Source organism: Lactobacillus gigeriorum DSM 23908 = CRBIP 24.85 (assembly GCF_000296855.1).
Taxonomy (GTDB): Bacteria; Bacillota; Bacilli; order Lactobacillales; family Lactobacillaceae; genus Lactobacillus; species Lactobacillus gigeriorum.
Genome location: NZ_CAKC01000019.1, coordinates 1 through 19,321, shown reverse-complemented (window position 1 = coordinate 19,321; position 19,321 = coordinate 1). Strand labels below are relative to the sequence as shown.

At 36.0% G+C, this 19,321-nt stretch carries 17 protein-coding genes; 2 read left to right on the top strand and 15 right to left on the bottom strand.

Annotated elements, in window-relative coordinates:
* Positions 1-155: 155 nt before the first annotated feature.
* Entirely contained in the window at positions 156-1,418 is a 1,263-nt protein-coding gene (locus BN52_RS01720) for a methionine gamma-lyase family protein (RefSeq protein WP_008472367.1), read from the top strand.
* A 59-nt stretch (positions 1,419-1,477) separates the two neighbouring features.
* Here BN52_RS01720 and BN52_RS01715 read toward each other — a convergent pair whose 3' ends face one another.
* The 6 genes from BN52_RS01715 to BN52_RS01690 form a co-directional block, all read right to left on the bottom strand.
* On the bottom strand, positions 1,478-2,245 hold the full coding sequence (locus BN52_RS01715; RefSeq protein WP_008472366.1) for a nucleoside phosphorylase: 768 nt from the start codon (positions 2,243-2,245) through the stop codon (positions 1,478-1,480).
* Positions 2,246-2,313: 68 nt separating this feature from the next.
* Positions 2,314-4,029 carry an adenine deaminase C-terminal domain-containing protein gene (locus BN52_RS01710; RefSeq protein ID WP_008472364.1) on the bottom strand — a complete coding sequence of 572 codons (1,716 nt, stop codon included), beginning with the start codon at positions 4,027-4,029 and terminating at the stop codon, positions 2,314-2,316.
* Positions 4,030-4,076: 47 nt separating this feature from the next.
* A complete protein-coding gene (locus BN52_RS01705) occupies positions 4,077-5,135 on the bottom strand; it encodes an ABC transporter substrate-binding protein (RefSeq protein ID WP_008472363.1) in 1,059 nt (352 codons plus the stop codon).
* A gap of 27 nt (positions 5,136-5,162) precedes the next feature.
* Positions 5,163-6,206: an ABC transporter ATP-binding protein gene (locus BN52_RS01700; protein ID WP_008472362.1), complete on the bottom strand. Its 1,044-nt coding sequence runs from the start codon at positions 6,204-6,206 to the stop codon at positions 5,163-5,165.
* A 10-nt stretch (positions 6,207-6,216) separates the two neighbouring features.
* Positions 6,217-7,005: an ABC transporter permease gene (locus BN52_RS01695; RefSeq protein WP_008472361.1), complete on the bottom strand. Its 789-nt coding sequence runs from the start codon at positions 7,003-7,005 to the stop codon at positions 6,217-6,219.
* Entirely contained in the window at positions 6,998-7,828 is an 831-nt protein-coding gene (locus tag BN52_RS01690; RefSeq protein ID WP_008472360.1) for an ABC transporter permease, read from the bottom strand. Before BN52_RS01690 ends, BN52_RS01695 begins: the two co-directional genes overlap by 8 nt.
* A 322-nt stretch (positions 7,829-8,150) precedes the next feature.
* Here BN52_RS01690 and BN52_RS01685 point away from each other — a divergent pair, with 322 nt between their 5' ends.
* Positions 8,151-9,356 carry an ATP-binding protein gene (locus tag BN52_RS01685; RefSeq protein ID WP_008472359.1) on the top strand — a complete coding sequence of 402 codons (1,206 nt, stop codon included), beginning with the start codon at positions 8,151-8,153 and terminating at the stop codon, positions 9,354-9,356.
* A gap of 60 nt (positions 9,357-9,416) precedes the next feature.
* Here BN52_RS01685 and BN52_RS01680 read toward each other — a convergent pair whose 3' ends face one another.
* From BN52_RS01680 to BN52_RS01640, 9 genes are all read right to left on the bottom strand, one after another.
* A complete protein-coding gene (locus BN52_RS01680) occupies positions 9,417-11,621 on the bottom strand; it encodes a glycoside hydrolase family 31 protein (RefSeq protein WP_008472357.1) in 2,205 nt (734 codons plus the stop codon).
* A 101-nt stretch (positions 11,622-11,722) separates the two neighbouring features.
* Positions 11,723-12,172 carry a GNAT family N-acetyltransferase gene (locus BN52_RS01675; RefSeq protein WP_008472356.1) on the bottom strand — a complete coding sequence of 150 codons (450 nt, stop codon included), beginning with the start codon at positions 12,170-12,172 and terminating at the stop codon, positions 11,723-11,725.
* Between the two features lie 201 nt (positions 12,173-12,373).
* On the bottom strand, positions 12,374-14,401 hold the full coding sequence (locus tag BN52_RS01670) for a hypothetical protein (protein ID WP_008472355.1): 2,028 nt from the start codon (positions 14,399-14,401) through the stop codon (positions 12,374-12,376).
* 64 nt (positions 14,402-14,465) lie between these two features.
* Positions 14,466-14,864, bottom strand: coding sequence for a PTS sugar transporter subunit IIA (locus BN52_RS01665; protein ID WP_008472354.1), 399 nt, complete (start codon positions 14,862-14,864; stop codon positions 14,466-14,468).
* Between the two features lie 185 nt (positions 14,865-15,049).
* On the bottom strand, positions 15,050-15,868 hold the full coding sequence (locus BN52_RS01660) for a PTS system mannose/fructose/sorbose family transporter subunit IID (protein WP_040473301.1): 819 nt from the start codon (positions 15,866-15,868) through the stop codon (positions 15,050-15,052).
* The gene (locus BN52_RS01655) at positions 15,855-16,745 is read right to left on the bottom strand and encodes a PTS mannose/fructose/sorbose/N-acetylgalactosamine transporter subunit IIC (protein ID WP_008472352.1); all 891 of its coding nucleotides are present in this window, start codon (positions 16,743-16,745) and stop codon (positions 15,855-15,857) included. Before BN52_RS01655 ends, BN52_RS01660 begins: the two co-directional genes overlap by 14 nt.
* Positions 16,746-16,759: 14 nt before the next feature.
* Positions 16,760-17,245, bottom strand: coding sequence for a PTS sugar transporter subunit IIB (locus BN52_RS01650; protein WP_008472350.1), 486 nt, complete (start codon positions 17,243-17,245; stop codon positions 16,760-16,762).
* 255 nt (positions 17,246-17,500) lie between these two features.
* The gene (locus tag BN52_RS01645; RefSeq protein WP_008472348.1) at positions 17,501-18,874 is read right to left on the bottom strand and encodes a glycoside hydrolase family 3 protein; all 1,374 of its coding nucleotides are present in this window, start codon (positions 18,872-18,874) and stop codon (positions 17,501-17,503) included.
* A gap of 143 nt (positions 18,875-19,017) precedes the next feature.
* On the bottom strand, positions 19,018-19,321 hold a 304-nt coding region (locus tag BN52_RS01640; protein WP_040473300.1), incomplete at its 5' end, for an amidohydrolase family protein.

Below are 19,321 nucleotides of genomic sequence, written 5' to 3'. Positions count from 1 at the left end.
AGTTTAAATCATATAAATATTTAAGAAAGCAAGATTAGACTAATGGTTTATGGGTTACCGCAAAAATATTGACACTTACGTCTATCGTTATAAAAATTCCTTTCGTCACTCACACGCGGTATACTTAAATAAACAAAAAGCAAGGGAGAAAAATAATGATACTTTCATGGAAATCAAATCTGCCTGAAGATTTGAAAGCTAAGGTTACTAAAGTTGAAAAAATGATTCAACCTCGACTTGAGGAAATCGATGAACAAGTTTTATACAACCAACAACGTGTACTTGACCTTTTTAGAAAACATAAGGTAGCTGAGGAAGATTTAGTTCCTTCTACTGGCTATGGCTACGATGATATGGGACGTGATAAGCTTGAAGCAATTTACGCCGACTACTTCAAGGTTGATGATGCATTAGTTCGTCCACAATTTACATCAGGTACTCATGCCATTACAGTTGCACTTTTCAGTATGCTTCGTCCTGGTGACACCCTTTATTACTTGACTGGTACGCCATACGACACCATTCAAGAAGTTATCGGTTTAACCGGAAATAAACCTGGAAACATGAAGGAATGGGGCATCAATTTTAAAGCTACCGAACTTAAAGATGGTGAAGTCGACTACGAACAAGCTCGTAAAGATCTTGAAGATAAGTCGATCAAAGTAGTCGGAATTCAACGTTCACTCGGCTATGCAGTTCGCGATAGTTTTATTATGGAAAAAGTCAAGAAGATGTTGGCTTTTGTTAAAGAAGTACGTCCAGACGTTAATATTTTTATCGATAACTGCTATGGAGAATTTTCTGAAACTGAAGAACCAACATTCTATGGTGCAGATATCATGGCTGGTTCACTTTTCAAAAATGCTGGAGCTGGAATCGTTAAAGGTGGAGCTTTCTTAGTTGGTCGTAAGGACCTAATTGAAGGCGCCGGTTCAAGGCTTAATGTTCCAGGTGCCGGAAAAGGTGAAGGTGCTACTTGGGGATACTTACGCGACATGTATCAAGGTTTCTTTATGGCTCCTCACACAACTGGTGAAGCAATCAAAGGTATGATCTATGCTGCTGCCCTTTGTGAAGAAATGGGAATGAATGTTTCTCCAAAATGGGATGCTCCAAGAACTGATATTGTTCAAACAGTAAATTTCGGTGATCCAGATCCAATGATCAAATTCTGTGCTGCAATTCAACACTATTCCGCATTAAATTCATTTGTTGATCCAATTCCGTATCATCAAGATGGTTACGAAGACAATGTTGTAATGGCATCTGGTAGTTTTACTGAAGGTTCAACAATTGAACTATCTTGTGATGGTCCAATCAGACCACCATATCGGTTATACATTCAAGGCGGTTTATCCTACGCTCATGATAAAATTGCGATAACCCGTGCTGTTGAAGACACTTTTTATAAAAAATAAAATTGCATACAAAAACTCCGTCGACATCAACGTCAACGGAGTTTTTTCTTTCAAATTATTTATAAAGCGCGAATCAAACGCAATCCTAGTTCTAAAGACTTAGAAGCAGCCTTTTTACCCCAACTGCGTTCATCATATTCTTCAAAATTAACCAAACTATCCGCAGTATAGAGAATTTGTACAAATTTAGCACCACGTTTTTCAGCACAAGCTGCTAAAGCAGCACATTCCATTTCTACAACTTGGCATCCCTCATCAATCCGATATTTAACCATGTCCTCTGTTTCTCTGAAAAAACCATCTGTCGTCCAAGTTGTACATTCATGATAATGTAAATCCAATTTATCTAAAGCAGCTTTTAAACGATTTACCATCTCTAAATTAAGATCAACAAACCGTTTAGCAGGAAGATAATGATACGAAGTACCCTCGTCTCTTAAGGCACGAGTTGGTAATAAGAATTCATTTTCACCAAAATCAACCAATTCACCACAAGAACCAATCGCTAGAATTTCTTCAACACCGCACGCTATTAATTGATCTAGGAATTCTGCACTTGCGGAGGCACCTAGTGGAGCTTGAGCAACACATATTTCTTCACCATCAATTTCTAAACCATATATCGGCGTATTTTTGGTAATAGTTACAAACATATCCAGTACACGTGCTTGTTCATATTGTTCTATCGTGTATTCATCAGGATAATGCAAAAATGCAAATAATAATTTCTTTGGTAGATTCCGATTATTTGCTGAAAAACCCGGTCTCAAGACTTCTTTAGAATTATCGTCATATTCTAAGATTGGTATTTCATTTTTATTTATCATATTGTCACTTCCTTTAATTTTAGTGACAAAATTATATCATGTTTTATTTTATGCTTCAACAAGTAATTCTATACTTTCTTTATACTTGATAGTTCGAACAAAGGAACTTTCTTCTGACTTTTCACATCAAATAACCCTTTATCTGAGATCTTTAGATTCGGAGACACAAGTAATGATAGTGTTGAAAAGGACATGATCTCATTAGTATTTTTATATCCCAAGTCTCTCATAGTTTGTCTAATTTGTTTTATCTGTTCACCTAAAATATCCATTGGCTGATCACTCACCACACCACCTATTGGTAACGGTGCATTAGCAACTATTTTTTCTCCTTTAGCTGCTATATAACCACCTTGTTGCTCAATCAATTGATGTTGAATTCTGATCATACCTGCAATATTTGTTCCCATAACCATCAAGTTGTGGTGATCATGTGCCCAAGTTGCACCCACAGCTCCATCGCCAATAATTGCCTTATCAACTAGTCCTAACTGAAAATGTGCTTGATTTTTTCCATAACGATCTTGAACCATAATCAATGCAAGACCAGCCTGTTGCCACTGAACTTGATGATTTTTAACTTGAAGTTTTTTCTTAACATGATTTGTAAAAGTTCCTACTTCATTGAGCTGAATTATATTGGCAATAACAGTGCCATTTTCTACAAGATCTGTCGTTAATTTCAAATCCTGTTCAGCCAATTTAGAAGCATTAATAGAATGTCTTAATTCTGGCAAAAAATCATATTTTGATTCTTGATAATCATCTAAAAAAGGTCTACCGTTTTTGTATACATCTGAGATTTCAAATTTTTCCAAATTATCAAGTATGACAAAATCTGCTATTCTTCCAGGTGCAATTGCTCCACGATCCCATAATCCCATGTGTCTTGCTGGAGTGTAGGTTGAAATATAAATTGCATCTTCTGGTTTCATTCCCATAGAAATTGCTTTTCTCACCAAATTATTCAGGTGACTAGTTAGTAGCACATCAGGCATTGAATCATCAGTTACCAATGCTACATGCTCAAAGTATTGATGCTTGATGATCGTATCTATCACTTCTTGATGCATGGATTTTAATTGAATTTCTACAAACATCCCATTACGTACTTTTTCATCAACTAAGGCTGCCGTTTGTTGCGTATGATCAGTGGTGACCCCTGCAAAAATAACTTTAGCTAAATCTTCACCAGCATAAGCGGGAACATGCCCTTCTAATGGCATTGTTGGCCGATTCTTTCGACAAGTGGCAATTATATCTTTAATAAGAGTTGGTCCTTCAGCTGTCATCCCTTTAAAATTCATAACTTCTCCAAGACAAATGAATCTTGGATCTTTCAAGAGTTCTTCAACTTCAGGAACACCAATTTTTCCTCCAGTTGTTTCCATTTGGTCATTTGTTGATGGAACAGAAGAAGGTATTCCAAAAAAGATGTCAATTGGCGCAGGTTGATCAATAAAGTTCTTTAACCCCTCAATTCCTGCTACATTCGTGATTTCATGATCGTCAGCAATAATTGTGGTAGTTCCATATTTACCAATCGTTTTTCCCATGATCGCAGGTGTCGTCATTGAACTATCAATATGCATATGGGCATCAACTAACCCTGGTATTAAATATTTTCCTGTTAAATCTAGAACTTCTTCAGCTTCTATTCCATCAAGATTTTGATCAATCCAATAAAACTTGCCATCCTTGACTGATACGGTTGTTTGTACAAATTTCCGAAGAAAGACATTGAATACTTGGGCATTAGTTATTAATAAATCTACTTTAGTCATAATCTCACCTACAAAAAATGGGCTGACTTTTGCCAGCCCAACAAATCCTATTGATTCATAATCTTGTTCCACTTGCTAATCCATGAAGCCATGTGATCATTTACGTAGAAGAAGTCGATTGTTTTCGCTCTCTTAGCAATATCGCCATATGTCTTGTTAGCTGCTTCGCTTTCAGTTAACTTAACTTGGGTATTAACAGGAGCATTATTTAATGACTTGGCACCTGCAACTTTCTTTTGAATCTTTTCACTCAAACGGAAGTCAATATACTTGTATGCTGCATCTTGATTCTTACTATTCTTTAAAATAGCAACGTTATCATAGTTAGCATAAGTGCCAGAAGCGGGTACGACATACTTTAAGTCTGGATTAGTAGCCTGAAGCATCCCCACTGCGTAGTCACCAACAACTGCCGCTTCGATCTCACCAGTCTTAAACATATTACTTAAATCTGAACTTTGTGCATAAGTCTTAACAACATTTGGCTTTAATTCCTTAAGTGCTTTAAATGCTCCTACACCATTATCGCTAGTCACGGCCGTCTTAGCATGGTCACCTGCTAAGTAAAGCATTGCTGGACCAAAAGTTGTGGTAATATCTGGAATAGCAATTTTTCCCTTCAAATTCTTATCCCACAATTGATTCCATTCCTTAAGGTTTACTTTCTTTGGATTATAAATAATACCGATACTATTTAAAGTATAAGGAACTGAGTTGGTTTGTTTTGCTAATTTTTGTTGTGCTGCTGACAAATACTTGAAGTTCTTCAACTTGCTAAAGTTCAACTTAGCAAAAAGTTTCTTCTTCGCACCAGTTACAGCATTATTTTGGGCCAATTCAATCACATCGACTCCTGAATTAGGATTATGTTGGATTTGGGTCAAACGAGTAGAACTATCTCCAAATTGTGTTGAAACTTTCACATTAGTTTCTTTAGTAAATGGCTTCAAAACATCACTTTGCATTTGCTTAGTGGAAAGTCCAAAAGTTGATAAAACGACCTTTCCACCATTTGAACTTGAACCAGCAGAACACGCTGAGGTAGCCATAGCTACACCTGCAACTACTAAACCAGCTGCTAAAATACCAAACTTTTTGAGCTTCATAAATTTTCCTTTCAATTATCCTAAAATTTATTCTGACAGTGCATGGAGATGTTTAGCAGGAAATTCTAGGTTTATCTGTTCTCCTACTAAGCGCATCTTTTTGCGACTTTCTTCAACTTGAAATTCACCTAATTCAGTTTTTATTCGATATTTAAAACTTTGACCAAGATACTCATTACTTATGATGGTACCTAAAATAGTATTATCTCCTTTATTCTGATCAACAATCTCAATATTTTCAGGTCTTATAGTTAATACCTTGGCTTTTTCACATTCATCTATAGATTCAAAGCTTATATTGCCCACTTTGACATGATGATTATCTATTACCTGAGCTTGATCAAAATGAATAAAATTATCGTATCCAATAAAGCGAGCTACATATTCGGTTCTTGGATGATGGAAGATATTTTGGGGAGTATCGTATTGATCGATTCTACCCTCTTTCATAATCATTACTCGATCTGAAATCGCAAAACATTCTTGTTGATCGTGCGTAACAAATAATACCGTCATCTTTAACTTTTGTTGTAGACGTCGAATTTCTTCACGCATTTTTAAACGCAACTTCGCATCAAGGTTGCTTAGTGGTTCATCCATCAAAAGGAGTTGCGGATTGATCACCAATGCTCTTGCCAACGAAACTCTTTGTTGCTGTCCACCTGAAAGTTGCGCAGGATATTTTTGTGCAAATTCACTCAAGCCAGTAATTTCTAAAATCTCCTCTACTTTTGATTTTATTTCTGTTTTACTTAGTCCTCGCATTTTCAAACCAAAGGCAACATTTTCAAAAATATTTAGGTGAGGGAATAACGCATAGCTCTGAAAAACCATACCAAAGTTGCGCTTATAAACTGGTGTTTTGGTAACATCTGCTTGATCAACTAGAACTTGTCCAGAAGTCTCATCTAACAATCCTGCAATGATTCTAAGCGTTGTTGTTTTACCACAACCTGAGGGACCAAGAATTGACACTAATTCTCCGTTATTGACTGAAAAGGAGATATCTTGCAAAACCTTATTTTTTCCATCATATGATTTTGCTAATTTTTTTACTTCTAAATTTGCCAATTTATACTCCTTACTTTGTTAAACTTTTAATACCGATGGCCTTTTCAACTAAAAACATCATTAATCCAGTAAAAATCATTAACAATACTGAAATGGCCGAAACTGTTGGATCATAGTTATTTTGCAAGTAATTCAAAATTGCTGGTGGCAACATTGTCAAAGATGGTCCATTCATAAATAAAGAAATCGGGATATTGTTAAAGGAATTAATGAAACACATCATAAAAGCCGCAATTATGCTTGTCTTAATATTGGGTAGAACTAATAAAAAGAAAGTCTTTTTGGGTGAACAGCCGTAGATCCATCCAGCTTCTTCAATATGTCGATCCAATAGCAACATACTAGCAGTAATTAAACGAATCACATAAGGTAAACAGAGAAGAAAGTGTCCAATAATTAAACCTGCAAAAACCGGAATCCTCATAGTAATTACAACCGTTTGATAAAGCGCAAAACCGATTACAATTTCCGGTATTAACGTAGGGCTTAAGAAAAATGATTGAAACCATGAAGCTTTTGGAACATCTAACCGTGTTAAAGCATAGACTGCTGGAATTCCAAACAGTAAAGCTAACCCACTAGCTAACAGCGCAACTAATAAACTTGATTCAAAACCGGCGATGAAATCAGGTTGTTGAAAAATATTTGCATACCAATTAAAAGTAAATCCTTCAATTGGCAATGATATTGAACTTTGAGTATTGAAGGAAGTAACTACCACTAAGACCAGTGGCAGCATTAGAATAGCCAATACGATCAAGGAAACAATTGTTAATACTTTATTCTTTCGATCAAGCAAGACTTGGCCTCCTATCTAGCAGCCGACTAATTCGACGCATAATCCACATCGACAAAGCTGAAATAATAATCAACACAATTGCAATCACACTTGCACTTTGCCAATTGCCTAAGGTCATTGCCTGCTGATAAATTAGCGTCGACATTACTAGGTGTCGATTACCACCTAAGATCTGAGGTGTGGTATAAGCTGTCATTGTTCCTGCAAAAACTAAAATACACCCTGTAAAAATTCCTGGTGTAAGTTGTGGGATCAGAATTCTGAAAAAACTTTTCAACGGTGTTGCACCTAAGACTGCTGCGGCTTCTTCTACTTCAATATTTAATTCAGAAATACTTCCAACCAAGGATGTAATCATAATTGGTAGAAATAAATATACTGAACCAATAATAATGGAAACATTCGTATAAAGGATCGACAGTGGATGATTCACTATATGCAATGCCATAAAAAATTTATTTAATATCCCATCACGACCTAAGATAATGATCCAAGCAAAATTTCTAACAACTGCATTTGTCAACATTGGAAACAGAATTAACAAACTCAGTACTTGCTTTACATTTGTACGTTGTCTTGCAATCCAAAGCGATATTGGCAATCCCATAATTAATACGATCACTACAGTCGTAATAGCAATTAAAAAAGTTCGACTGATAACTTGGACATTGTATGTATTTTGCAAAAATCTTATATATTCACTAAAAATGCTTTGATTGTTCTGAAAAGTAGGAATAGCTATTTGAATCAACGGAAAAAACGTGAAAATTAGCACTCCTGTAAAAGCAGGCACAATCAAATAGATAGCTGCTCTTTTGTTCATTTTTACCTCCGTAATAACTAAAAGCTTACTTGATTTTAGCATATCAGTCAAGAAAAATACGGATATTTTCAGTTAGGTTAAAGATTATAGTACGTAAAATAGTATCGATAGCATCACATTAAATAACCGAACGTTTTATATAATTAAGTATGGCATAATAAATAATTTGATTTTATAACATCGTAATCTATCATTTTCTCTAAAATATAAATTAGCAATTATGTATTTGCTCGGATTAAATTTAAACTTTTTTGTACTAGTGTAATCGAATAAATATATAAAATTAGTGAATATTGCAATATAATAGAACTGAGGTGATGTCATGATTGAACGTAAAATTTATTTAAAACAAGTGCTTCCATTTATAGATCAAGATATTATTAAGGTCATCACAGGAATGCGTCGTTCTGGAAAATCAGTTTTTCTCCAATTAATTCAAAATGAATTAAAACGTCGTGGAATTGAGGAAAATCAATTCATTAGCTTAAATCTCGAAGATCTTGCCAATGAACCATTAACTGAATACCATCAACTACATAAATATTTGTTAGATCGTACTAAAGAAATTAACGGTACATCTTATATATTCCTAGATGAAATTCAAAAAGTGCCGAATTGGCAAAAAGCAATTAATTCTTTACGAGTTACTACGAACTGCGATATCTACTTAACCGGATCAAATTCTCAGCTACTTTCTGGAGAATTAGCTACATTGATTGCTGGTCGCTATATTGAGATAAAAATATATCCGTTTTCTTTCGACGAGTTCTTAACAGCAATCGATTCACCTAGAACCAACCTGAACAGTGATTTTATGAATTATGTAAACATCGGAGGCCTACCGTTCTTATCACGCATATATCAGGATAAAATTGCCTGTCAGAATTATTTAACTGATATTTACAATTCAGTCGTTCTTAATGATATTGTTTCTCGATATTCAATTAGAAACGTAGATCTTCTTCAAAGAATATTTGGATATTTAAGTAGTGAAATTGGTCATCCAATCACAGCAAGTAAAATTCAAAAGTATTTGAAGAGCGAAAACCGGATGCCTTCACTCGATACAATTTTAGACTACATCAATTACAGTACTGAAGCTTTTCTATTTCAAAAAGTCCCTAGACAAGAATTACGTGGAAAGAAATCGCTTAAACTAAACGAAAAATTTTACATTATGGATCACGGTCTTAGGAACATCATTCTTGGAAATAATCAACGCGATATCGATCAAGTACTAGAAAATATCGTATATATCGAACTGAAACGCAGGGGCTATAACGTTGAAATTGGGATAAACAAGAATCAAGAGATTGATTTTGTTGCCACAAAAGGCAACGAGAAAAAATATTATCAGGTTACGTATCTACTAGCTAATGAGTCGACTATCACTCGTGAATTTGGTGCTTATAACGGCGTTCAAGATTTTTACCCTAAATACGTTTTATCAATGGATAATTTTGATTTTAGTAGAAATGGGATAATTCATCAGAATATCATTGATTTTCTTCTTGAAACATCTAAATAAAAAGCGAATCATATCGTTGACATGAATCTCGTCAATCAATGATTCGCTTTTTTAAGTTAATTATTGTTCATAAGACAATCTTACATAAGCTAATTCACTTAAACTGCTACGCAAATTATCATTTTCAAGCGTATTCAGTAAATTAATATATGATCCGTAGCCATAATCAGGTGACTTGAAAGCTTCATATAGTTTTTGCTTTAAATCAAATGCCATATGAGCAACTTGCAACCGGCGCTTCATCTCCGCCAAAACATCCCTCAATGATGAGCTATGCTTTACCAATTCAATTTTGCGCTCACTTGGTAAAATTCCATGGGCATCTTCGCTTTGAGAAACTAATTGTTGTGTTTCTTCATCCCACCCAAATTCAGTTTTAGCAATTTTATCAACTTGATGCTCAAATAATTGGTATTTTCCATTAGCACCAACAAAAACTTCTGCTTCTAACTTAGTAGGTAAATGATCTAAATCCCCCGTGTAATCAGGATTGGTAAGAATAATGCTACCTTTACGGACAAAAACTGGCATCTGATTAATTGAGCGATAAGTTTTTATCACTGTATTACCTTGATAGATCAAGTGACTAAAGTAATCAACCCACTCGCCTTCAGGAAGCCAAGTTTCACTATATGCCATTTGAGTAACTTCATCATGAGGTCTTGTGATTGGTGAAACCAGCATTTCATCAGTAAAAAGATACTCGTTCTTAAACTGATATGCTTCATCTCGATCAGGATATTCATAATATAGTGGTTTAACGACCGGAATGCCCTGCTCATGAGTCAAATAATTGGCGCTATCTAACAAAGGCACAAATTTAGTTCGTAATTGCAAAAATGCTTTCTGAGCTTGTTCATAATCCAACCGATAATTCCAAGGTTCTTTTCCTGAAAAAACGTTATTCGACGAATGTAGCCGATTGATTGGACTAAATACGCCAAATTGCAACCATCTAGTTGCTAATTCCCCATCAAAACTACCTTGCATGTGCCCACCAATATCATGACTCCACCAAGTATAGCCAACATTGGCTGCCGTAATTGTAAAGTATGGTTGAAAAGCTAGCGATTTCCATGAAATAACGGTATCACCAGAAAATCCAATCGGATAACGGTGCGAGCCTAAACCACCATAGCGACTTAAAATTAAGGCATTTTCGGGATGATTTCTTAATAAATCTTGATACTGATAATGATTTAACAACCATAATGGATCAAGGTGACGAGCATTTTTACCAGTGCCTTGTTGCCAATCAATCCACCAAAAATCAACACCATCTTTTTCCATTGGATGAAGAACGTCTTTGAAATAGGCCTTCCTGAACTTACGATTTTCAAGATCAAACGTTGCTGGTTCTTCAGCACTTGTATCTAAGCCCATCGTATTAGCAACCGCTTGATATTGATCTTCATAAGCTCTAATACCATCTGCTGGATGGAGATTAAGTGCAGTTTTCTTACCATGGCGATGAAGCCAATCAAGAAATGCACGATGGTCAGGGAACAATTTTTTATTCCAAGAAAAACCAGTCCAGGAAGAGCCATATTTTTCAGGGACATCATCAACACGGTGCCAATCCATGTCAATAATAGACACGTTTATTGGAATCTGTTCTTTTTCAAATCTAGTCATCAATGCTTGATATTCTTGATCAGAATAAGCGTGATAACGACTCCACCAATTTCCTAAGGCAAATCTCGGAATCAGTGGTGTGCTGCCACTTAATTTATAAAAATCACTTAATTCTGTCTGATAGTTTTTGCCATATGCAAACAAATATCCATCAATCACTTGATGATCACGGAGTGTATATTCATCATTTTCACGATTATATATAAAAGAATCGCTGTCATCTAAATAGTAAAAGCCACTACGTGACATAATTCCTTCTCCAAGTGGAATTTCTCCATCAGCACCGTCGAGTGTTCTCGCTGTGCCTTTTAAATTTGCATAATCATCACTCTTTTGTCCATAGTACCAGCGACTAACTTGACTTACACCTTGTAGTAGAATGTCCGCGTATAAGCTTTCTGATGAAAAATCACCGCCATCATAATACATGTGAATTGCATCAGTTATAATTTCTAATTCATGTCCGTTACGATGTTCAAAAATTTTAAACTTAGGATCAGAGAAAGATCTTGCTTGCACTACAGTAGTAGCTCGATCTTCAAATTTTTCTGTTCGATCTTCTTCAATTCTTATAAGTGAAGATGTGATGATCGTAAATCGATGTATACCTTTGACGATTACTTTATCCATAATAATACCTCGTAGTTTTAATAATTGGTGAAATCGTTTTCTTAACTTACAAAAAATTATAGATACATAAGTAAATCATGTAAAGGATATAGATTAATTTTTTAATTTCTTTGCATCAGCCAAACCGTTACGGCAAAAGCTTCATTCCCCGGCATTTTACCAGATTCTTCTTGAATAGTTTTAAAGCCAAATTGTTCATATAATCTTTTCGCATTTTCATTGCCTTTCAACACCTCTAGATAGATTTTATCTGCCGGCATTTCCTTAAGCGCATGTCGAATCAATTCACTTGCAATCCCTTGCTTTTGAAAATCAGGATCTACATAAAGCCAGGCAATCTCGTCTTCTGTAAAAGCAATAAAGCCTCTAACTTTGCCAGCTTTTTCAGCTACAAGAATTTGATAACTAAATAAATCTTCTCGTTCAGCTGCGATTTTTAGTGGTAAAAAGGCATCTACTAGATCTGCTGCGCGTAATTCTTGCATTCGTGCTGCATCGTGGATTGAACAAAGACTAGCAAAATCTTGTTTTTGATATTTTCTAATTAGCATTATTTATTCCTTTCTTGATTATTTAAGTTAAGCTTATCAGAGAACAAGAAAAAAGCCAGAACTGAAACACTTCAAACACATCATTCAAAGCTATCCTGATTTAATCAAAGCTTATCCTGACTATTTTTTGGAAGATAAGGTAAACAAATAACCCCTACATTACAAAGCGAATGTAAGGGTTATTTTTAGTCATGCAGGTACTTAAAACTTTATTTTCAACAATTCTAAGGGCGCCAATGGCTTTTTAATAGTAGCAACTTTACCTGAAATATCAACTTCAACTTTCTCAGTTTGACTATTCCCTCGAATGTATTTCAATATTTCTACTTCATCCCCTGGTTTAACAGCAAAGTGCCATTTAATTTCATCATATTGATCAAGCGTAAAATTGGCTAGCCACATAATCCGACGTTCATGATCGATTCTCAATTTTACATTTGGCATCCCCACAAGGTAATCCACTTGACCAACTTCATCTAGCATTTGTTTTAACAATCCTTCTTTGTAAGAAGAATATTGCGCTTCCCAACCATACTTTAGATCTGTGCTAATTGGCAAAACAATAACATTGTTATCAATGATCGTCATCATGTTTCCTAATTTTTCATCAATTGAATTATAGGCTGACGACCAAACTTGCACATCGGCATCTTCTTCATATGCCAGTGACAAATAAGAACCGGTATGTTGTAACATCGTAATTCGAGGATCAAGTACATTATCAACTTGATGTCCATCTGCTTGTTCAAACGATTGATAACCAGTTTTACATTGATGCCAGTGAAAACCAACAATATGAAGCAGTTCTTTGCCTAAACCCAAATCGATCAGCACTTGTACACTATCACCATCAAGCAAGACTTTGTTTTGGTTGAACATTGTTCTAATTAAATCTTTATCCATTCCACGAAGAATTTGACCTGATATGGCTATGATCTCATTTTTCAAATTACTAATATCTTGCTGGTTAACAGGTAGAATTGCGCTTGCAATCCCAAAAGCTCCTAATAGGCTAGCCCATTGTTTATCTTGGGGCAACAATTCTTCCACCATCTTACCTGTAATCGTTTGAGTATTGAACGCTGAGTCTTGATCAACCAAAACTTTAACCCCACTTAAAGTTTCAAGATCAAGTCTTTCAGCACTTAATTTGTTTACAAATGGTTTGATATCACTGAGCATCTTACTGTAGCCCCAGTTCTCATTAATACCATTGCCCATCATATCGAAAATATTAAGTAAAATTCCTTTTGCTCCCAAAAGAGCAGTAGTAATAATCTGAAACGCGATAAAATTGTTAGACTTTACTTGTCTAGTCCACATACTATTTTCAAGTTCAGGGTACAATTCTGCTTGATTACCCACATAAGCAGCCGTAATCGCACTATATTTTTCAAAATCGCGTCCATACATGATTGGTGAACCTTCATTGTATGCAGGAAGGTGGGGTCTAACTACACGGGGATGTTTAGTTTTATTCCCTCTTTGAGCATCAAGCAAGCCTGCCCAATCTCTCCCTTCAATAGCATGCCAATCAGGGAACGAAGTCATTTGACCTAGGTCGGTCTCAGGGCTTACCTGATGAACTGCTTGTTCAATCAATTGTTCTGTTTCAATCATTTCATGACGAGCTTGTTCCAAATATATTCGGCGTTCTGGCAAAGGTTTTCCTGGGGTAAGCAAAGCCTTTACGAATGCTTCACGGGATTCGGTATGTCCTAATTTTTCTTGATATAGCTTCATATGAAATGGGCAAAAGCACATCAATTTAAGTGGTGAATGGTTATAATGCCGAAAATCATCTTCTAGCCACAAACGTTTGGGATGAATTGAAGCATATTGAGCATATCGTTCAGTAATATATTGACGCCATTTTGGATCTGCTGGACAAGCCATATCTTTAGCCTTATCACCATTAATATCAACGAATGTTTTGAATCCAAGCTCAGGATTGACTTTAAAACCACGATCTGAGTGCATGATCGTCGTCCATGGATTTAAACTAGTCGTTACCCCAAGCTGAGCTAGTCTTTTCTGGAGTGTTTTAATTTCTTCAAGCCAAGGTTCAGTTTCTACAGCAGTCAAATGGCTGTGATTCAGCTCTTCACCATTGATAATAAAACATACATCATCAATTTTGGCATCTTTTACAAACTTCAATAAGGCTTTATTTTTTTCTTCAGTGTTATGTCTAACATCAAAAACGTATCTAAGTGAATATTCGTACATTGCGGAATCCTTTGATAAAAAAAGGCAATAAGTGTTTACTTATTACCTTGATCTTATTTGACTACTATTTCTTCATATTTGCTAAAAAGTCATTTACGTCAACTACACCATTCTTGGCTGCCGATACATAGTCGCCTTCTGTACCAACCATTTGTGAGTTAACCCACTCGATAACCATAGCTAGATTCATCCCTACGATTAAATGAATTTTCTTGCCACCCATAATCAATCGACTAATAGTATTAGCTGGTGTTCCGCCCATTAAGTCTGCAAATACTAAAACTTCATCGTCATCACAAGCGGCAATTTCTTGATTGAATTTAGCTTCAAAATCTTCAGGTCCTTCTTCAGGCAAAAGGCAAACTGCGTGAACATGTTCTTGTGGTCCCATGATCAATTCACAACTTTCTTTTACCCCTGCTGCCATTTGTCCGTGACTAATCAAAATTAAATCTTTACTCATAAGTTCATCTCTCCTCTATATTTTTTGGTCAATTAAGTTCTTAATCACCATATATTAGCCTCTAATCATTCATGGGTTTAATAAAATTCGAAACAATAACAATACATTTTATTGAAAACTGAGGGAGATAACGATTAAAGGCTAATATATAGTGACCAAGCTAAGACTTGATCACTAATATTTGACTATCCTTTAGCTAAAATGCCAAGGCCACCAAGGGCAACGCAAAGTACTAATACTATCAGAATTGCCTTAGTTGAAGTCATGTTCTTCTTACCTAAGAGCCAGTATACAAATCCTACAATCAAAGCTGGCAATAACTTAGGAATAATCATATCGAGGTTATTTTGAAGGTTGAATGAAACCCCACCAATGCTTGGAGTCCAAGCAAATTTGATATTAATCATAGTGGCAACCAAAGCACCAACCATGAACACACCTAAAACAGTAGCTGCATCAGTCAAGGCATTCAAAGTATCTCTCATTTCAGTAACAAGGGATACACCCTTTTCGTATGCAAAGTGTAATTGTTTCCAACGGAAAACACAGATTGCAATGTTAGCAAGTACCCAAATGAACAAACCAGTTGGGTTACCTTCTTTAGCCATAGCTGCTGCCAAGGCACCAAATACAGCTGGAAGCAAAGCAGCGAAGATCGAGTCACCAATAGCGGCGAATGGTCCCATTAAACCAACTTTCAAACCATTAACTGATTCCTTACCTTTAACACCTTCGTTTTCTTCGATTGCAAGGTCAATACCAGTAACGATCGTGTTGAAGAATGGGGAAGTGTTGAAGAACTGTACGTGAGCCTTCATCATTTCCTTTAATTCAGGAGTGCCATCGCCATACATCTTACGAAGTTGTGGCAAAATCGTGTACAAGTAACCACTGTTCTGCATTCTTTCATAGTTCCAACCTAATTGGAAAGCGAACAATGAACGTTTGTTAATCTGCTTTAAGTCAGCATCGGTAATTTTGTAGTTTGAATTAGAGTTCATCATCGGTAATTTCCCCCTCATCACTTACGCTGCTTGCCTTTGGAGCTGCAGCACTTGCAGTTGAACTAATGGCTCTCTTGTAGTACAAGATTGCTAAAGCAAAACCAATCAAAGCAATAGCTAACATTGGTAATGAGTTGAAGGTTCCAACAAAGTTCTTGTTAACTGCAGCGATACCACCGCCAAGAGCTTGGATGTTGCCGAATACAACTGTAAGTAAAGTAGTAACAGTGAAACCAAGAATTAAGTAAGCAATGTGCTTTTTAACTGGTAAGTAACGAAGCAAGATTGCGAAACCAACTGCTGGTAAAGTAGCACCAGCTACTGATAAACCAGTTCCAAGCCATGCCCAGCTACCGTTCAAAGCATTAGCAATGCTTTGAACTAAGCCACGACCAAATGCTAAAGCGATAAATACAGGAATTGCTCTTGATAATGACCAAGGTAAAGCACCGTATAAGAAGTTACGTTCAATAGCTTTGTAGTTGAAAGTTTCAATGTAGTGGTCAACTCTGTGAGCAAAGAACGTGTTGGTGAAACGTGCCAAGATGTCCAATTGAACCATGATAGCAGCAACTGGAACAGCAATTGATGAAATAGCCACTTGTGGGCTCATTCCACTAACACTTACTGAGAAGGCAGTTGCTAAAGTTGTACCGATAGTAGCATCGATCTTTGATGCACCACCAAAAGTACCAACACCTAAAACCATTAATTGCATACCTGCACCGATCATTAAACCAGTTTGCAAGTCGCCCATGATTAAACCTACAACGAAGCCGGCACCTACAGGGGTGTTAAAGCCAGTGTATAAGGTTAACTCGTCAAGAATTTGAAATCCCGCATATAACGTGATTAGAATAATCTGCCATATAGCCATCGTAGTTACTCCTTCTATTTAACTGCAGCCAACAACTTCATAAAGTCATGTGATTCGTCGCTAGGAGTTAATTGAGCCGTCAATTCAACGCCTTTTTCAGCAATCTTATCGAAGACTTCAATATCTTCCTGTTCAACGTTAATTTGTTTAGTCACAGCTTTAGTCGTTGGAGTTTGTGACATCGTACCAACATTAATGGAGGCTAATTCAACACCTTCATCAAGTAATTTAAGATATTCTTGAGGCCTTTTAGCTACAAGGAAAACTCTTTGCTTACCATATCTCTCATTCTTAATATGATCTGCAGCCACCTTATAGTTAAGAACGCTTAAACGAGTTGTCATAGGCGTTGCCATTCTCAAACCACTTTTTTGAATATCGTCAGTTGAAGCTGCTTCATCAATGACGATAATTCTGTCAACTTGTAACTTAGGAGTCCACAAGTTAGCAACTTGTCCGTGAACAAGTCTCCCATCTATTCTTACACCAACAATGTTCATAATCTCTCTCCTCTACTAGAAACATTTTGTATGTAACCGTTTTCTACATTTTCATTATAACTGGTTATAACCACTAAGTAAATGATTTTGATGAAAATATTTTTCTTATATCACGGAACAGGCTACTACCTTTAAAACAAAATTTCTTAAAAGGTTGATGTATCGGCATAAAATTGATCTATACCAATGACTATAAAATTTTAAAATAATTTAGTTATTCATTGGCTTAATAGTCTTTTCTATCGATTTAAAATTTTATATACTTATATCTAAAATCCGATATTGAGGATTAAGTGCAATTAAACAAATTTGATTATTTCCTGCTTCATTCATAATTTTTAATTCAAAATTGCCCTCACCTCCAACTACTGAGGTCGCAACCAATTTACCACTTTGATCATAAGCTGAAATTAATAACGATCCTTCAGCGGCCGGATCACTTACTCGACCATATATTTGAATTTCGTTTGGCACAGAACCATGCTCAATTCGTTCAAGTTCAATTTTCTTTTTGGTTTTACTTATCTTGGCACTATTTAACTGAGCTATTGCGATATGATTAATCTCACGCACTTTCTGTTCGTCACTAAGATGCAGCTTTTCTTTTAGCGTTAAAATTCGTTTGACAGAATCGTCAATTCTTCGCTCTGAAATTTCCCCGTTTCTTACAGCTGTTGCAATTTCAGCAATACCTGTTGCATAATCTGCATTCATGATCATGTCATTGCCAGCTTTAACTGCCAAAACGTCAACTGAAGCTTGATGACGCTTTTTGGCAAAATCACTAATTGCTCCCATTTCCAAAGCGTCTGTCACTATAACTCCATCAAAAGCACACTCATGTCGAATCAAATTAATCACTTTAGCTGATAAAGTTGCAGGATTTTCTGGATCTATTTGGTCATAGATGACATGAGTAACCATAATTGAGTCAACGCCAACCTTTATTCCTGCTATAAAAGGCAACATATCATGGGTTTTTAAGTAATCTAAAGTCTCGCTACGAACAGCAAAGCCAGTATGCGTATCGGCAGCATTACCATATCCAGGGAAATGCTTTAGAGTTGCCGCAATTAGATCGTTTTTTTGCCATGCCGGAACTACTTCACTAATATATTTAGCTGTCTGTTCATAGCTACTTGAAAATGTTCGATCATAGATAAACCCCTTTTCCGCATGACTCACATCTGCGTCTGGGGCAAAATTCCAATTGATTCCCAATGTTCTCAATATTTTGGCATTCTGACTCGCATACCTTTTTACCATTTTCATGCCAGATCCAACGCCACTTTGTTCAGCATGAGCATATTGTTGGCGTGGAAAAGCAAATTGGTCTTTGTTTTCAGCAATCAGTCCACTATGAGTTAAGCGCGAAACTCTTCCACCCTCTTGATCAATACCGATTAAGAGTGGAATTTCAGCTGCTGCTTGAAATTTATCCAATTTTTTTCGAAATTCTACAGGAATTAATCCCATCATATCTGCATCGTAAACAATCAACCCACCCAAACGATAGTCTTCAATATCTTTTATAGCTTGCTCCACATTTTGAGGAGTTCTAGCAATGAACATTTGGCCAATTTTTTCTTCTAAACTGGCGTTATTAAGAAATTCCGAAATTTTAGACATGATATTTTCCTCAATATTTATAATAAAAGCGCTTTTATATCTATAATCAGAATAACACTCTTTTAAAATCTGTCTAGACCACTAATATATTTTTATAAAAAAAGTACCACTAAACAAACTAATTGTTAATGGTACTTACTTTTCTATTTAATTACTTCGTATCTTGACTCACCATCAAGATAAGTCTCTACTAAAGTCAAATCTGGGTTCAAAACAATAAAATCGGCAGCCTTGTCTGGCTTAATCGAACCGCAGTCTGCTAAGATATGTGCACTCTTCGCTGGCACGTATGACGCCATCATAATCGCCTTTTCTGGAGTTACGATATTCCAGTCAACAACATTCTTAACAGCATCTTTAAGTTGGAGGATACTGCCAGCTAAACTATCGCCTTCCTTTAGTCGAGCCATACCATCTCTTACATATACTGGCAATTCGCCCAGCATA

Excerpts from the sequence above, each read along its gene's own strand:
- BN52_RS01720 (WP_008472367.1), top strand. The coding sequence starts at position 156 with ATGATACTTTCATGGAAATCAAATCTGCCTGAAGATTTGAAAGCTAAG.
- BN52_RS01715 (WP_008472366.1), bottom strand. The coding sequence starts at position 2,245 with ATGATAAATAAAAATGAAATACCAATCTTAGAATATGACGATAATTCT.
- BN52_RS01710 (WP_008472364.1), bottom strand. The coding sequence starts at position 4,029 with ATGACTAAAGTAGATTTATTAATAACTAATGCCCAAGTATTCAATGTC.
- BN52_RS01705 (WP_008472363.1), bottom strand. The coding sequence starts at position 5,135 with ATGAAGCTCAAAAAGTTTGGTATTTTAGCAGCTGGTTTAGTAGTTGCA.
- BN52_RS01690 (WP_008472360.1), bottom strand. The coding sequence starts at position 7,828 with ATGAACAAAAGAGCAGCTATCTATTTGATTGTGCCTGCTTTTACAGGA.
- BN52_RS01685 (WP_008472359.1), top strand. The coding sequence starts at position 8,151 with ATGATTGAACGTAAAATTTATTTAAAACAAGTGCTTCCATTTATAGAT.
- BN52_RS01680 (WP_008472357.1), bottom strand. The coding sequence starts at position 11,621 with ATGGATAAAGTAATCGTCAAAGGTATACATCGATTTACGATCATCACA.
- BN52_RS01675 (WP_008472356.1), bottom strand. The coding sequence starts at position 12,172 with ATGCTAATTAGAAAATATCAAAAACAAGATTTTGCTAGTCTTTGTTCA.
- BN52_RS01670 (WP_008472355.1), bottom strand. The coding sequence starts at position 14,401 with ATGTACGAATATTCACTTAGATACGTTTTTGATGTTAGACATAACACT.
- BN52_RS01665 (WP_008472354.1), bottom strand. The coding sequence starts at position 14,864 with ATGAGTAAAGATTTAATTTTGATTAGTCACGGACAAATGGCAGCAGGG.
- BN52_RS01660 (WP_040473301.1), bottom strand. The coding sequence starts at position 15,868 with ATGATGAACTCTAATTCAAACTACAAAATTACCGATGCTGACTTAAAG.
- BN52_RS01655 (WP_008472352.1), bottom strand. The coding sequence starts at position 16,745 with ATGGCTATATGGCAGATTATTCTAATCACGTTATATGCGGGATTTCAA.
- BN52_RS01650 (WP_008472350.1), bottom strand. The coding sequence starts at position 17,245 with ATGAACATTGTTGGTGTAAGAATAGATGGGAGACTTGTTCACGGACAA.
- BN52_RS01645 (WP_008472348.1), bottom strand. The coding sequence starts at position 18,874 with ATGTCTAAAATTTCGGAATTTCTTAATAACGCCAGTTTAGAAGAAAAA.